Source organism: Pseudomonas sp. B21-036 (assembly GCF_024748925.1).
Taxonomy (GTDB): Bacteria; Pseudomonadota; Gammaproteobacteria; order Pseudomonadales; family Pseudomonadaceae; genus Aquipseudomonas; species Aquipseudomonas palmensis.
In genome coordinates this window covers 1,427,683-1,440,983 of record NZ_CP087178.1, presented here as the reverse complement: position 1 = coordinate 1,440,983, position 13,301 = coordinate 1,427,683, and the positions used below count along the sequence as shown (strand labels likewise).

Below are 13,301 nucleotides of genomic sequence, written 5' to 3'. Positions count from 1 at the left end.
AATCAGAAGTTGGCGTCGGCGTCAGCGTCGACCAGATCATCTTCAGGTTCTGCAGCAGCCGTTTTACCAGCAGCCGCAGCAGCTGCAGCTTCAACACCACCGGTCAGCAGCTTGTCGCGGATCTGCTTCTCGAGGGTCGCGGCGATTTCCGGGTTCTCTGCCAGGAACTTGGCGGAGTTGGCTTTACCCTGACCGATCTTGCTGCCTTGGTAGCTGTACCAGGCACCGGCTTTTTCGAGGAAGCCGTGCAGCACGCCCAGGTCGATGATCTCGCCGTTGCGGTAGATGCCCTTGCCATACAGAATCTGGAACTCGGCCTGGCGGAACGGCGGCGCCACCTTGTTCTTGACGATTTTGACGCGGGTTTCGCTGCCGACCACTTCGTCGCCTTCCTTCACCGCGCCGGTACGGCGGATGTCCAGACGTACCGAAGCGTAGAACTTCAGCGCGTTACCACCGGTGGTGGTTTCCGGGCTGCCGAACATCACGCCGATTTTCATGCGGATCTGGTTGATGAAGATCACCAGGCAGTTGGCGTTCTTGATGTTGCCGGTGATCTTGCGCAGTGCCTGGGACATCAGGCGAGCCTGCAGGCCCACGTGCATGTCGCCCATTTCGCCTTCGATCTCGGCCTTGGGTACCAGGGCTGCCACGGAGTCGACGATGATCACGTCGACAGCGTTGGAGCGCACCAGCATGTCGGTGATTTCCAGGGCCTGCTCACCGGTGTCCGGCTGCGAGACCAGCAGGTCGTCGACATTGACGCCCAGCTTGCCGGCGTACTCGGGGTCGAGGGCGTGTTCGGCGTCGACGAATGCGCAGGTGGCGCCGGCTTTTTGTGCCTGGGCGATCACCGACAGGGTCAGCGTGGTCTTACCCGACGACTCAGGACCGTAGATTTCGACGATACGGCCCTTTGGCAGGCCGCCGATGCCCAGAGCAATGTCCAGACCCAGCGAGCCGGTCGAGATTGCCGGAATCGCCTGGCGATCGTGATCGCCCATGCGCATGACCGCGCCTTTACCGAATTGACGTTCGATCTGACCCAGGGCCGCAGCCAAGGCACGCTTCTTGTTGTCGTCCATTGAAGTCCTCACGTAATCATCGATAGGGCCTGACGGCCACAACACCTGTATAAGTAGCCAGTATTATTCCACAGGGTTTTCTTTCCGCCTACCCCCGATTTGCGATTTACTCTGCGCCAAGCTGTAACAAGCCCTCTAGGGCGGCGATTACCGTTTGTCGGCGCACCGCATCGCGGTCGCCATCGAAGTGCCGGCGCTCGCTGGCCACATGCGCACCGTCGCCCCAGGCCAGCCATACAGTGCCCACCGGCTTGGCCGGCGAGCCGCCATCGGGCCCTGCCACGCCGCTGACCGCCACGGCAAAGCGTGCCCCGCTGGCAGCCTGGGCGCCGCGCACCATGGCCTCGACCACTTCCTGGCTGACCGCCCCGACCTGCGGGAACAGTGCCTGGTCTACCCCCAGCTGGCGAGTCTTCTGGGCGTTGGAGTAGGTCACGTAGCCCGCTTCGAACCAGGCCGAACTGCCAGGAATACGCGTGATGGCCTCGGCGATACCGCCGCCGGTGCAGGACTCGGCCGTGGTGACTTGGGCATTGTAACGGCGCAGGTGTTCCCCCAGCCGGGCAGAAAGTGCGGTGATCGGGTCCATGGCAGGCTCCTTGAAGGTCTGGCGCCTACCCTACACCAGCTATCGGCGTGGCTGAACACTCAAGGTGTGAGCGCGCGTATGTAACCCTGGCAGGCGCGCAGGGCGATCAGTCCGGCGTCACCGGCATCGGTGATGGCGATAATTCGTCGAGCATGCGCCGGGTCAAGTCGGGCGCGTGGGGCGCCATGATCCAGGCCGCCGGCGCCGGGGGCGGCAGGCAGGTCGGGAGTGGCGTCGCGGTCGAGAAGGACCGACAACCGCAGATCAGCAGTAGCCAGCCGATCACGCAAGCGTGCCTGAGCCTGTTGTGCATCGAGAAGCTCCTGATAATGGGTATTGTCGTTCAAGTCCAGCTGGCGCTCCAGCACATGGCGTTGCTGGCGTTCGCCCTGCAGCTCGGCGGCAGCACGCTCGGCCAGTTGCTGGCGTTCGAATGCCCAGGCCTGTTGCTGCTGCGCCAGCTGGCGGCCCAGGCGCCAGCCCTGGAGCTGCCAGGTCAATGCGCAGGCCAGCAGCGCCAGGCTCAGCAGCACGCCAGCGTGCAAGCGGTTCAACACAGCACCTCGCGGGCGCGGGCCCAGAGTTTGAGGCGATCCTCCAGGCCATTGAGGCCACCGTTGATATGCCGCGTGATGCGGTTGAACTCACCGCGGTCGGCCAGCGCGTTAAGCCCGCGCGAGTGCCAGAACCAGGCAGCCGACTCGGCGGCCCAACGCGGTTGCTCGAGCAACTGCGGCAACTCCAGCAGACGCTCGTCGCCAAACAGCGCCATGCTGCAGGCGCGGTAGTTGTTGCGCCCTGTAACCTGGATCAGCCCCCTGCCGCAGTACCGCTGACCGTCGCCGTCCGCCTCCGGCGTGTTGCCCAGGCGCAGGGCCAGGGCGCCGGTGTCGTAACGGGACAGGTAGCGATCGCTGCCCAGCTCCTTCACGTAACGCAGGTGGGCCGACTCGTGGCCGATCTGCGCGAGGAAGGCGGCAATGCGTCGGGGGTTGTCGATTTCCCAACGGGCCATGGCGGTGTTCAGGGCGGGTGAAAAAATGCCGGCATTGGCGCCGGCACCGGGAAGAATCTGCATCAAGTTCTGCTGAGTGATGACCATCATCATTCTCCAAAATGCATAGGGGTTCAGGCCTGTCCGGCCTTGAGCGAACGACCGGCATTACCCTGCCCGCCCTTGGCCCTGGCCTTGCCTTGCTTGCCGCCATTGCACTCGACCGTGGTGCTCCACCCGGACGCGCTGAACACCTGCTCGATCGACTCGATCAGGTACTCGCCATCGAGGCCGGGCTTGAAGCCCTGGGCATCGAGGGTGCGTTCGACGAACAGGTCGGTGCGGCCCGGCATTTCCAGGCGCAGGCTGGCGGTGCTGCGGTTGAGCGCCGCCAGGCGGGCCTTGGCGGCCTGCTCGGCAGCGCTACGGTTGGGGTACAGGTGGCGGTCGGTGTGCACAGGCGACAGGCCGTCGGGCGCGTCGTCGTTGGGCAGGTCGACCACGCTCTGCTGGCCGGTCTTGCTGTCCAGATGACGGGCTTGCACGGCCTTGTGGGTGCCTTTGTCGGTCATGCGAAACTGCCAGCTGCGCACGTCGCCCCGGCTGATCCTGACGTTACCAAGGGCCTTGCCGCTGGCGCTCTTGCCGGCCTGGCGCGGCATCACCAGCAGCGCGCCGTTCGCTACCTTGGCGGTGCAGTCGAACAGGCGCCCCAGACGGGTGATGAAGTTGAAGTCCGACTCGTTGAACTGGTCAATGCGCGGTATGCGCAGCGTCACCGGGCACGCTGGCTGCCAGCCATTGCGCGCGGCGATGTCGCGCACGATCTGCTGCAGGGTGACGTTCTCCCAACTGCCGCTGCGGGTGGTCTTGCCGCTGCCGCGCATGTCGCTGGCCTTGCCTCGGATCACGATGCTGTCAGGCGGCCCGGACAGCTCCACCTCATCCACGGCGTAGCGCCCCAGGCGGGTCAATGCCTGGCCGGCGTAGCCCAGATGCACCTCGATGAAGGCACCGCGTGCCGGCAATGCCACCTCGCCGTCGCGATCGTCGATACGCAGTTCGAACTCGTCCGAGTCCATGCCCGGCTTGTCGGTGGTACGCAGCGACAGCAGGCGATCATTGATCAGCGCGGTGATGTCCTTGCCATCGGCCACGATGCGAAACACAGGTTGCATGGTTGCTGCTCCAGAAGGGCCTGCCCGCGCACGCAGCGCTGGCAGGCAGGGGGGGCGCGCCAGCTCAGTCCCACAACTGCACCAGGGCCTGGCGGGCGGGCGTCAATGCGGGCAGCCTGATGAGCACCCCGGCACCAAACGGCTGCGCCTGGTCGGCCAGGCCCTGGTTGGCATCGAGTACCGCTTCGACGCTGCCGTTGAGGTGCCCGTAATAGTGCTGGCAGAGGCTGTCGAGCAGGTCGCCGTCAGAGGTTCTGCAGATCGTCGCCATAGCTCACGAACTCCAATGAAAAGCCTTGTTTGCGAGGAATGCCGCCAGCCACCAGGCTGCTCTGGTCCTCCTCGATGCTGGTCAGGCACCAGTTGCCCAGTACCTCACCGTAGCCGGTGGTCAGGCTCAGTGGCTGCAATTGCCGACCGATGCTGCGCAGCGCCTGCAACTGGCCGAGCCCGCTTTGGGCACCGGGAAAGATCGTGCCCTTGAGGGTGATGCGCTCTTCGCCCAGCCCCACCGCCTGCTGCGCCGGGTGGCGGCTCAGGCGCTCCTGGCCCGCCCAGCGAAAGCCGCTCTGGCGACGCAGTTCATCGAAGGTCGCGGTGTCGAGGTTGAAGTAGTAAGGCTGCGCCTGCGCCTGCAACGACTGCAGAATGAGCAGGTGCGGGAACGGCTTGACCACCTCGGCTGCCGGCGTGACCGACAGCGCGAAACTGCCGGTGGGCAGCAACGTGCCCAGCGACGGGCTGATGCGACCCGCCACCTTGTTGATGGCTGCGGCAGCCTTGGCCGCCTTCTGCTCGAAGATGACGATGCGCTCCTGCACCAGCGCAACCTTGGCCACGGCGCGGCTGTAACGGCCCAGCACCTTGTCGACGCCCTGCTGCGCCCGGTTGATGGCGCGCATCGTGCGTTGCAGCCTGGCGCCGATCAGCGGCCCGACGTAGGGGATGTCCTCGAGCGCGGCAGCGGCTTCGGCGATATCGCTGATGGCGCCGGTCATGGGCTCCAGCATCTCGTCGGCACTGCGCCGGCCCGCCTCCCCCGCTGCGATCAGCGCCCGCAGGGCCGAGTGCAACTGGTCCATGTAGGTCATGGCAGCTCCTTATACAAATGTGGGGTCGGCCAGTTGCCGCATCGAAGCCTGACGGGTCAGTTCGAGGAACTGACGTCGAATGATCGGCTCGATGTTCATCGCCAACTGGGCCGGGTCGGTGACACTGCCCTGCACGGTGATGGGCATGTTCGGGGCGAAGGTGATCTGTTGGGCAATCGGCTGCGGCGCAGGGCTGATCGAAGGTGGCGCAGGAGGCAACGACAGAATTGTCATCGGCTCGCCAGCGCCGGGATTCATCGAACGAGCGACATCGCCCAACGACTTGGACAAGTGAGTGGGTTCGCCAGCAGGAGGCTTGGCAGCATCGTCGTCTGCAAACCACTTCTTGGCTAACGAGGAGCCCCACTCGCTGAACACAATACCCCCGATCACCGAACCGATCGCAGGACCGATGACAGGAACGAAAGCGCCCAGCGCAGCCCCGGCCAGTGCGCCACCAAAACCGCCCACTGCCCCACCATATCCCTCGGCCTTCTGCTCGGTGGTTTCTGCAGTGAGGAAGGTCTTGCCGAACTTGTAGATGGCCTCGACGGCTGCGGGCGCTCGAGCGGCCTTGATCGCCGGAACAGCCTTGCCGAGGTAACCTTTGATGCTTTCCCAGCGCCCAACCGGAGCAGATGAAGGTCGGCGCCTGGAGGGGCTGTTCTTTCTTCCCCCTCTACCCCTTCTCGAAGTTATCGCGCCGCAGCAAAAGTCCTGGGCATTGACGACAAACACGCGTTGCGGCGCCCTTGCGCCTTTGGGAGCGTCGCCACCCAGCACGCCAGCCTTCCGTGGCCCTGCCCTGAAATCACTGGCAACAGCGATGATACCTATGGGCTGCGGCCCCTTTGCCGGAGGCCCGGTATCATCGCTCCCCGCCATCCTCCTGCTGAGCGGGTCGGATACCCGACCCGCCGCAGGTGTCCCATCGGTTGGCAGAGATGCAGGCGCTGCAGTCTCCAGTGAAGCAGCCGCAGCTGCCCCTGCGGGTGCCTGCGGTGCCGCTTGCGATCTGATGTTTACGAATACCCTGGCGGGCTTCGATTGCGAAAGCCGGCGCGCAACATCGGCGACCTGGAAACTGATCACCTGCAAGTGCCCGTCGATGCTCTTCAACAATGTCAGCTTGTGCCGGGAGCCCTGTGTTTCAGCAGCCTGTACGACGCCCCCGGTCTTTGCTTGAGTTCTCGCGCCTGGCGGATCACCAGGAGCGCTGTCGAGCATCCCGTTGCCCTGCGTCTCGTGCCCGAGCGGGTACAGGTCGCCCTTGCCTTCGCTGCTCAATTGCCTGAGTTGCCGGATCCGCGCCTCAAGCAGCTTGAATGATGCGCCGATCGTCGAACTGACCGAGGCGCCGATAACCAGTTTCAACGCTAACGCGTTTGCCATACGGTCCCCCTGTGCGTGCAAAACCGGCTCACTCCGTGAGCCACCAGACCATGTCGTTGAACGACATGGTCATGATCTCGGTGGCAGAAAAATTCAGCTCACGGGCAAGCCGCCTGGCGGCCACCTTCTGAAGGGAGGGGTCAAAGCTCGTCGTCTTGCACCAGGCGAAAATAGCCCGCCTGCAGGCGGCCATAGTCCTTGAGCGCGAGGCCCTCCAGGTCCTTGATGCCCACCTCGGCGAGGGAGGCGAACAGGTTCAGCTCACGCTGCTCGTCGTCGCCGCTGCCGGCCGACTGAGCCGCACGAATGTCGCGTACCGTAGGCGAGCGCAACGACAGGCTGTCGACCTTGATGCCATTGGCTTCGCTCGGCCGGGTCAGCGCCACCACCACGCCGTCGGCGCTCAGCTTCATCCAGCTGGGGATCTTTGCTTGGGTCATGAGAAGTCCTTACAGGCCCAGGGCCGAACGTTGTGCCGCGAGCTGGTCGACGCCGTCGATCACGCGCTTCATGCCGATGGGGTCGATCTCGTAGATCAGGCGTCCGCCGACTTCCAGCTTGTAGTAGGTGACGGCGACGGTGTGCTTGACCTCGGCCTTGTCACCGGCCTTCCAATCGCCCATGTCGACTTCCTTGAGCGCGCCGCGCAGGGTCACGATCACCGGGGTGACAGCGCCCTTGAGGCCCTTGAAGGCACCGCGGAAGGTGCCGTTGAACGCAGAACCATCGGCCAGGCCGAAGAACTTCAGCGACTCACGGCGCACGCCGGTAGTGGTGAAGCCGGCTTCCTGCTTCTCCATGCCCATGTCCATCTCGATGGGCATATCCATGCCGCCCACCCGGTGCTCTTCCATTTTCAGGGTGAGCTTGGGCAGGGTCAGGCTGGTGACATCGCCCTGGAAGCTGGTGCCATCGACGAACAGGTTCAGGTTCGCCAGGGTTTCGGGAATCATTGCCATTGCTAGTGCTCCTTAAGCTGCGTTATCGAGAACTTCGGTCAGCCACTGGTTGGTGACCTCGACGCGGAAGTTGGGGTTTTCGGCCGGTGGTACGTCGGTGAAGCGGATGTTCCAGTACACCTTGCCCTGCTCCAGCTGGCTGGCACTGTTGAGTTCCGGGTCGGCGAACACTTCGAAGTTGATGATCGCGCCCTGGGCCTTGAGGTCGCGCATGAACGCCTGCAGGCCTTCGGTCACGTCCTTGACGTAGGTGGCGGTGATCGAACGGTCGACTGCCCATTTGTGCCCGTAGAGAATCGCGTCCATCACGATGTCCATGGTGCGCACGCGGGTGACGAAGGCCCACTTCGGGTCGCTGCTCAGGGTGCGGTTGCCCCACAGGCGATAGCCGTCATCGCGGATGATGGTGGTGATGTTGGCGTTGTTGAGCAGGTTGGCGCGGCAGGTCTCGTCGCCATCGAGGAACTCGATGGGGCGGGTGGTGCCGGTAATGCCGACGAACTCCTTGTTCGAGGGCGAGGCCCAGAAGCCGTACTCGTTGTCGGTCCAGGCGAACAGGCCGGCGACCCAGGCCGAGGCCGCTGCATCGACGGTGGCGCTGGTGGTGGTGTCCCAGTACTGCACGCCCGGGTCGACCAGGAAGGCGCGCTTGGCACCGAAGTTTTCGGCGTAGGCCAGGGCGGCCTCGTCGGTGGTGGCCGGGCCGTCGATGATGGCCAGGCCGCGCAGCTTGTCGGCCAGGGCCACCAGGGCGGTGGCGACGGCTTGAGTTGCGCTGTGCTTTGGAGTGACCAGCAGGCGCGGCTGGGCGTTGAAACGGCTCTTGCCGTCGAGCAGCGCTTGCAGGCCGGTACGCTTGCCGTCGGCCAGCACGCTGCCGATGATGGCCGAGGTCTGCTCGGCGGCGTCGGCTACCTTGGCCACACCGCAGGCGACGATGACCGCCTTGGCGCGCTGGTAGATGGCCTGGCAGGCACGGGTGATGGCCGCGTCGGCGCCGAAGGCGGCGATGGCTTCACGCTCGCTGGTGATCAGCACCAGGTCGTTGAACTTGGCGCTGGCGGTCGGGCCTTCGGTGAAGGTGTCCACCAGACCGATGATCGAGGACGACGGCAATGCTATGGTGCGTGCGCCGGTGTCGACGTTGGTGACGGTGACGCCGTGAAAGAAACCACTCATGGGTAAACTCCGGGTATGAAAAAGGCCCTGCGGTGCAGGGCCTTGTAAGGTTGGATCGGCAACTATCGGGGTGAACCGGCCGTTGCAGGTACAGATGCGGTGGCCAAAATCAGGCGAGGAAGTCCCAGGTCAGCGAGATCGCGGCGACAGAGTTGTTCGAGACGGTCCACAGCCCGTAGCCAGCAGGGATAAGCAGTGGGTAGGGTTGGGTGTACTGCCAGTTGTTGCTACTGGCTACTCCGCCCATGATGGCGTGCACCGTCATGTCACCCAGACGAGCAGGTGCCTTGGGACCGCTGTACAGGTTGATGATGCCGCCGCCGGTGCAAATGGTGGCGGTGCGCAGATAGACACCTTCCTTGTTTTCTTCCGGGCTGAAGACTTGAGTTACCGTGGTCGGGTGAGCGTTGAAGAAATGCTTGCCTACTTTTACTGGTTCCATGATTTTTCACCTATCGAGTCGAATGCTGGGTAGCGGAACATTCCGCGTTCATGTCGCTCACAGGCGATGGTTCGAGGCTCGTGGCCTTCACATGATTCAACGTTCCGCAGCGGGAACATTTGATCTGGAGTTCTGTGAACTCGCCCATACGGGCAAGCAGTCGTTTGCATCTGCCGCATCTGCAATCTTTCAACATCTGCAAAGCCTTGTGATTTTCTGCTGAAGGGTCTTGAAGAATGAAAAAGCCCCGACAGTGCGGGGCTTCAGGGGGTGATGCTCTCCAACCAGAGCGGCGGTACCGGCCGGTGCTCAGAAACTGGGAACAGCTCCGACTGGGGCCAGTCGCGCAGGGCCTGGCGGTACTGCAGCAGATCGGCGAACTGCCCCGCCTGCAGCGTCGTGGTCAACTGCATGTCTTGTTCGTCGCGGTGTCGATTTACCAGCCATTCAGTACCGCTAACCTGGGCATCCCGCCATTCACGCTCAGCGGCGATCCGGTCGCCCTCGGGCGCAGGCTCAAAGCCCTTGTCTCCCAGCCGGAAACCCGGAACAACATCGGCCGCGCACGGCAGCCAATTAAGTGCGGGATGGAACCGGCCAACCGGGTCAATTGGGGTCACCTCGATAACCTTGTCGCCTACAACCAATGCCCACATATCACGCCACCTCGATCAGCACTTCACCCGGTGCACCCGCGCCAGAGCCCCGTGCGCCTGACGTTCCTGCACCACCTACACCACCACCACCAGGGCCGACGCCGGGATCACCGACTTGCCAATTGAAAGCCTTACTGCACCCGCCATGGCCGCCACCGTGTCCAAGAGAGGACGCCGTGCCACAACCAGACGCTGATACCGGGTACACGATTTGACCTGTTGTGCTGCCGGTAATCCCGCCACTGGGCGATGAACCACCGCTGCCGCCGGTCGAGCTGATCAGCTCACCGAACGACGAAGCCCCGCCAGCCCCACCGGCAAGCGAGGCGCCGGCAGGACGGGCAGCACCGCCGGCCCCGACGGTAACGGTTACCGATACGACGCCGCTCAGATCCAGCACCGATGAGCCCATGCCACCCCCGCCGCCACCACCACCGGCTACGCCATTACCTTCTACGTGCCCGCCGCCACCACCGCCGGCGGTCACCTTCACCCGAGCCCGGCGACGCCCCGAACGAAACAGTGGCGGCACCGTGTAAGTAAAAATTCCAGGGGTCGAGTACTTCGTGATCACCGTTTCGATACTTGGCGGCAACTGGGCCTGCCCAACACACCACCATCGGCCTACCGAATCGTTACGCAGGCAGAGGTAATCCCCGGCAAACAGCAGCTCGGTGGAGGTCTGGCCGGAGGTCGATCCCGTGGTATCGAGCAAAATCTTGTCCGTGCCACTTGCCGCAATTACCAGGGCGTTGGTCGTCAGGTCGACACGGCGCAGGATCACGTCCATCACACCCAGGGCGGGGGTAACCGCCGGCAAAGTAATCGTGCGCGTGCCAGCACTGGCATCGAGCAGCACCAGCCCCCGGTGCGAGCTGGTCAAGGTCTTGTCGATGCTGAAGCTGTACACACCAGCAGACCCGGCCTTCTGCTCCAGAAGAGCATCGATCTGCGCCATCGTGTACGCATCGGTGATGTCGTAGCCGGCCAATGTGGTTGGATTCGTCGCGGCAATGACACGGCCGTAGGCATCCACCTTGACGCTGCGATAGGTACCGGCGGCGACCCCGCTGCGCCCGAAGGCCATTTCGAAGGCCAGCGCAGTGACGCCCAGGGTAATGGGTGCATCCGTGGTCAGTTGCCAGGCGCTGTCACCGTTGGCCGCGCCCCGCTCCACCAGCACCAGCAGGCCGGGCGTGACCTTGGCGCTGCTGTCCGCATCCGGGCAACGTGTCCACGCTCCACTGGCAACCAGATACAGGCCGTTGTCCTTGGCAGCGGCCTGATTCTTCACCAGCACGCGCGCGCCCGCCTGTAGCGCAACACCATCCATCGTCTGCAACCCGCTCAAGGTGACCGCGGCGGTGGTCGCAGCCAGCACCGAGTGCTTGAAGTCGCGCTTGGCCAGTTCCTCGGTCACGAACTCGCGGGTCGCCAGCACTACACCCGGATCGATCTTGAGTTGCACATTGCTGGCGCTGCTGACCACCAGGTTCATGCGCACCACCTGGGTGCGGCCCGAGCCCTGGTTGAGCAGCGGCTTGTAGGTAGGCGCACAGTTGGCCACCGCCACCAGGTCGCCGTCGGCGTCGTACAGCCCCACCTCGCGAATCCAGCGCCCGCCAATCTCGGCAGGAATCACCTGCTCGGCGACGATGACCGCACTGTCCTTTTCGTCGACCTTGAGCTGGTTCAGCGGCGCCCGCCGCCACTCGTTGAGCAGGCTGGTCCAGCTCGCGTCGGGCATTGGCAGCGGCGGGTTGTCCAGCCCTGCCGGACTGGCGTCACCGACGGCCATGTGTGTGATTTTCCAAGGAATGCCCAGGGCATCCGCATTGGCCTGTTTCGCGGCCCCCACCTTGGTCAGGATCGCGTAGAACTGGGAGTTCTGATCAACCATTAGTAAATGTCCAGATAGTCAATGGTGTGTTCTCGCCCACCACGCCCGATGGCACCCATGACCGTGAGGTCGGCCGGCGCAGGCGGGTAGATGTCAAGTTCGTCGCCGTCTTGCAGCGCGGCGCCGAGGTAAAGCGAGCCGGCGGTTTCCAGGCTGATGACCAGGCCGCTCAGGTGTCGGCTGACGGGCCTGGCGTCGTCGATCAGCCAGGTCAGTTCCTGGTACGTCTGTTCGCTGATCCCCGCCTCGGACACGCCGATCTTCAGCGCGAACGTGCCGGGCACCGCCGGGGGCGTGGCCTTGAACCACTCGATCACTTCGATCAAATAGCCAAACGGCTCCACCACGCGGCGCAATGCGCCGATCGTGCCCTTGTGGGCATGCACGTAGAACGAGGAGCGAATCACCGAGCGCTTGATCGCCTCGGGCCAGGTGTCGTCCCAACGGTCCACCGACCAGGCCCAGGCCAGCTGGTACAACAGGTTCGCCGGGCAGGTATCGGGGTTGTACAGGGTGCGCAGGGTGACCTTGAGGTCTTCGCTGGAGGCCGCCTCGACGGCCCGTTCCAGCGGCGTGCTGTTGAGCGGCAGGAGGCTGTGCATGTCAGCCCCCCCGCGTCAGTTCGAACCCGGTGCACCAGGCCGCCTGCGCCTTGCTCGGGCGGATGTCGGTCCAGTTGCGCAGCTCCACCCGGCTCACACCGGCGATGTGCAGTTGCGCATCGATGGCCGAGCGCGAGACCTCCACGCCCAGGCGTCGTCGGGGGTTGACCCAGGCCTGCAGGCGCCGCTGGCACTCGGCCAGGGTCGCTTCGTTCTCCGGCCCCGTCCCGGCCATGTAGAGCACGGCATCGATGCGATAAGGAATCACCTCGGCACTGCGCACTTCCAGGCGGTCCGCCACCGGGCGTACATCGTCGTCGTTGAAATAGGCGGCCACTTCGGCCAGCAACTGCGCACTGGCGATGCCGTCCTCCTCCAGGCTCAGCACCGTCACCTCCACCACTGCCGGTGACGGGCTTTCTGCAGAGGCATCGGCCACCTGCCCCGAGGCATTGCGTGCATGCAGGATGTAGCTGTTGCGCGGGCCGGCGGTGGTCAGGCCCTCGTACACCAGTTGCACCCGCTCGCGCAGTGCATCGTCTTCCTCAAGCACTTCGAGGGTCGGTGGCACACTGTTCGCGTCTTCGGCCTGTACCACCAGCCGCTTGAGCTGCACGTTGGCGGCCAGCTGGTCCAGGTCGCTACCCTGGGCATAGGCCAGCAGCAACGCCTTGGCGGCATCGTTGACCCGCGCCCGATTGAGCAGCTTGCGGTACGCGCCCACCTCCAGCAGCTTGGTCACCGGGTCGCTTTCCAGCAGCGCGTCCCAGTTCTCGCCCATGTGCGACCGAAAGGCCGCCAGGTCATCCTGGAAGATGTCCTCGAAGTCGAGGTCTTCCAGCACCTGCGGCGCGGGCAGCGCCGACAGTTCCACGTTGCTCATGCCGTTATCTCCAGCAGTTGGCTGTCACCCAGGTACTGCCCGCTCAGCTGCAGGCTGATCTGCCCGCCCACTACCGCCACCACGCGCACCCGCTGCAATTTCAGGCGTGGTTCCCAGCGGGTCAGGGCGCGGGCGACCTCGGCCTGCACCGCACTCTTCCAGCCCTCGTTGACTGGCAGGTCGACGAAACGGCGCAGCTTGCTGCCGTAGTCGGGGCGCATGCGCCGGCTGCCCAGCGGGGTGGTGAGGATGTCTTCGATGGACTGGCGCAGGTGCCCGATGCCGGACAGCGTCTGCCCGCCGTGGCGGCTCATGCCGATCATCGCGGTACCTCCCTGGCCTGAATGCATT

Annotated in this window: 18 protein-coding genes; all 18 read right to left on the bottom strand. The window is 64.3% G+C overall.

The features are described 5' to 3' along the window. Positions 1 to 2: 2 nt before the first annotated feature. A complete protein-coding gene (recA, locus tag LOY33_RS06440; RefSeq protein ID WP_043864269.1) occupies positions 3 to 1,085 on the bottom strand; it encodes a recombinase RecA in 1,083 nt (360 codons plus the stop codon). Between the two features lie 106 nt (positions 1,086 to 1,191). Beyond that, positions 1,192 to 1,674, bottom strand: coding sequence for a CinA family protein (locus LOY33_RS06435; RefSeq protein WP_054914980.1), 483 nt, complete (start codon positions 1,672 to 1,674; stop codon positions 1,192 to 1,194). 59 nt (positions 1,675 to 1,733) lie between these two features. Next, a complete protein-coding gene (locus LOY33_RS06430; protein WP_258662312.1) occupies positions 1,734 to 2,228 on the bottom strand; it encodes a lysis protein in 495 nt (164 codons plus the stop codon). Next, on the bottom strand, positions 2,225 to 2,776 hold the full coding sequence (locus tag LOY33_RS06425; protein ID WP_258662311.1) for a glycoside hydrolase family 19 protein: 552 nt from the start codon (positions 2,774 to 2,776) through the stop codon (positions 2,225 to 2,227). The genes LOY33_RS06430 and LOY33_RS06425 overlap by 4 nt, the downstream gene beginning before the upstream one ends. A gap of 26 nt (positions 2,777 to 2,802) precedes the next feature. Beyond that, the gene (locus LOY33_RS06420) at positions 2,803 to 3,846 is read right to left on the bottom strand and encodes a phage late control D family protein (RefSeq protein ID WP_258662310.1); all 1,044 of its coding nucleotides are present in this window, start codon (positions 3,844 to 3,846) and stop codon (positions 2,803 to 2,805) included. Between the two features lie 64 nt (positions 3,847 to 3,910). Next, the gene (locus LOY33_RS06415; protein ID WP_078480052.1) at positions 3,911 to 4,117 is read right to left on the bottom strand and encodes a tail protein X; all 207 of its coding nucleotides are present in this window, start codon (positions 4,115 to 4,117) and stop codon (positions 3,911 to 3,913) included. Beyond that, positions 4,092 to 4,937: a phage tail protein gene (locus LOY33_RS06410; RefSeq protein WP_258662307.1), complete on the bottom strand. Its 846-nt coding sequence runs from the start codon at positions 4,935 to 4,937 to the stop codon at positions 4,092 to 4,094. The genes LOY33_RS06415 and LOY33_RS06410 overlap by 26 nt, the downstream gene beginning before the upstream one ends. A gap of 9 nt (positions 4,938 to 4,946) precedes the next feature. After that, positions 4,947 to 6,329, bottom strand: a complete 1,383-nt coding sequence (locus LOY33_RS06405) for a hypothetical protein (RefSeq protein ID WP_258662305.1) — start codon at positions 6,327 to 6,329, stop codon at positions 4,947 to 4,949. Positions 6,330 to 6,469: 140 nt separating this feature from the next. Continuing rightward, the gene (locus LOY33_RS06400; RefSeq protein ID WP_043864277.1) at positions 6,470 to 6,769 is read right to left on the bottom strand and encodes a phage tail assembly protein; all 300 of its coding nucleotides are present in this window, start codon (positions 6,767 to 6,769) and stop codon (positions 6,470 to 6,472) included. 9 nt (positions 6,770 to 6,778) lie between these two features. Continuing rightward, positions 6,779 to 7,288 (bottom strand): phage major tail tube protein, encoded by a 510-nt coding sequence (locus tag LOY33_RS06395; protein ID WP_043864278.1) that lies wholly within the window; start codon positions 7,286 to 7,288, stop codon positions 6,779 to 6,781. 12 nt (positions 7,289 to 7,300) lie between these two features. Beyond that, entirely contained in the window at positions 7,301 to 8,467 is a 1,167-nt protein-coding gene (locus LOY33_RS06390; RefSeq protein WP_043864279.1) for a phage tail sheath family protein, read from the bottom strand. A gap of 109 nt (positions 8,468 to 8,576) precedes the next feature. After that, complete coding sequence (locus tag LOY33_RS06385; RefSeq protein WP_088514470.1) at positions 8,577 to 8,909, bottom strand: hypothetical protein; 333 nt, start codon at positions 8,907 to 8,909, stop codon at positions 8,577 to 8,579. 10 nt (positions 8,910 to 8,919) lie between these two features. Then, positions 8,920 to 9,111, bottom strand: a complete 192-nt coding sequence (locus tag LOY33_RS06380; RefSeq protein ID WP_404940715.1) for a Com family DNA-binding transcriptional regulator — start codon at positions 9,109 to 9,111, stop codon at positions 8,920 to 8,922. 61 nt (positions 9,112 to 9,172) lie between these two features. Next, a complete protein-coding gene (locus LOY33_RS06375) occupies positions 9,173 to 9,565 on the bottom strand; it encodes a phage tail assembly chaperone (protein WP_082405719.1) in 393 nt (130 codons plus the stop codon). A 1-nt stretch (position 9,566) separates the two neighbouring features. After that, entirely contained in the window at positions 9,567 to 11,465 is a 1,899-nt protein-coding gene (locus LOY33_RS06370) for a phage tail protein (RefSeq protein ID WP_054914987.1), read from the bottom strand. After that, the gene (locus LOY33_RS06365; RefSeq protein ID WP_054914988.1) at positions 11,465 to 12,067 is read right to left on the bottom strand and encodes a phage tail protein I; all 603 of its coding nucleotides are present in this window, start codon (positions 12,065 to 12,067) and stop codon (positions 11,465 to 11,467) included. Before LOY33_RS06365 ends, LOY33_RS06370 begins: the two co-directional genes overlap by 1 nt. A gap of 1 nt (position 12,068) precedes the next feature. Further along, complete coding sequence (locus tag LOY33_RS06360; RefSeq protein WP_054914989.1) at positions 12,069 to 12,950, bottom strand: baseplate J/gp47 family protein; 882 nt, start codon at positions 12,948 to 12,950, stop codon at positions 12,069 to 12,071. Beyond that, positions 12,947 to 13,273, bottom strand: a complete 327-nt coding sequence (locus LOY33_RS06355) for a GPW/gp25 family protein (protein ID WP_043864285.1) — start codon at positions 13,271 to 13,273, stop codon at positions 12,947 to 12,949. The genes LOY33_RS06360 and LOY33_RS06355 overlap by 4 nt, the downstream gene beginning before the upstream one ends. Between the last annotated feature and the right edge of the window lie 28 nt (positions 13,274 to 13,301).

Bases quoted from the DNA above. Each gene is read 5' to 3' on its own strand.
- LOY33_RS06395 (WP_043864278.1), bottom strand. From the start codon at position 7,288: ATGGCAATGATTCCCGAAACCCTGGCGAACCTGAACCTGTTCGTCGAT.
- LOY33_RS06390 (WP_043864279.1), bottom strand. From the start codon at position 8,467: ATGAGTGGTTTCTTTCACGGCGTCACCGTCACCAACGTCGACACCGGC.
- LOY33_RS06425 (WP_258662311.1), bottom strand. From the start codon at position 2,776: ATGGTCATCACTCAGCAGAACTTGATGCAGATTCTTCCCGGTGCCGGC.
- LOY33_RS06355 (WP_043864285.1), bottom strand. From the start codon at position 13,273: ATGATCGGCATGAGCCGCCACGGCGGGCAGACGCTGTCCGGCATCGGG.
- LOY33_RS06385 (WP_088514470.1), bottom strand. From the start codon at position 8,909: ATGGAACCAGTAAAAGTAGGCAAGCATTTCTTCAACGCTCACCCGACC.
- LOY33_RS06400 (WP_043864277.1), bottom strand. From the start codon at position 6,769: ATGACCCAAGCAAAGATCCCCAGCTGGATGAAGCTGAGCGCCGACGGC.
- LOY33_RS06410 (WP_258662307.1), bottom strand. From the start codon at position 4,937: ATGACCTACATGGACCAGTTGCACTCGGCCCTGCGGGCGCTGATCGCA.
- LOY33_RS06435 (WP_054914980.1), bottom strand. From the start codon at position 1,674: ATGGACCCGATCACCGCACTTTCTGCCCGGCTGGGGGAACACCTGCGC.
- LOY33_RS06405 (WP_258662305.1), bottom strand. From the start codon at position 6,329: ATGGCAAACGCGTTAGCGTTGAAACTGGTTATCGGCGCCTCGGTCAGT.
- LOY33_RS06415 (WP_078480052.1), bottom strand. From the start codon at position 4,117: ATGGCGACGATCTGCAGAACCTCTGACGGCGACCTGCTCGACAGCCTC.
- LOY33_RS06365 (WP_054914988.1), bottom strand. From the start codon at position 12,067: ATGCACAGCCTCCTGCCGCTCAACAGCACGCCGCTGGAACGGGCCGTC.
- LOY33_RS06375 (WP_082405719.1), bottom strand. From the start codon at position 9,565: ATGTGGGCATTGGTTGTAGGCGACAAGGTTATCGAGGTGACCCCAATT.
- LOY33_RS06420 (WP_258662310.1), bottom strand. From the start codon at position 3,846: ATGCAACCTGTGTTTCGCATCGTGGCCGATGGCAAGGACATCACCGCG.
- LOY33_RS06370 (WP_054914987.1), bottom strand. From the start codon at position 11,465: ATGGTTGATCAGAACTCCCAGTTCTACGCGATCCTGACCAAGGTGGGG.
- recA (WP_043864269.1), bottom strand. From the start codon at position 1,085: ATGGACGACAACAAGAAGCGTGCCTTGGCTGCGGCCCTGGGTCAGATC.
- LOY33_RS06360 (WP_054914989.1), bottom strand. From the start codon at position 12,950: ATGAGCAACGTGGAACTGTCGGCGCTGCCCGCGCCGCAGGTGCTGGAA.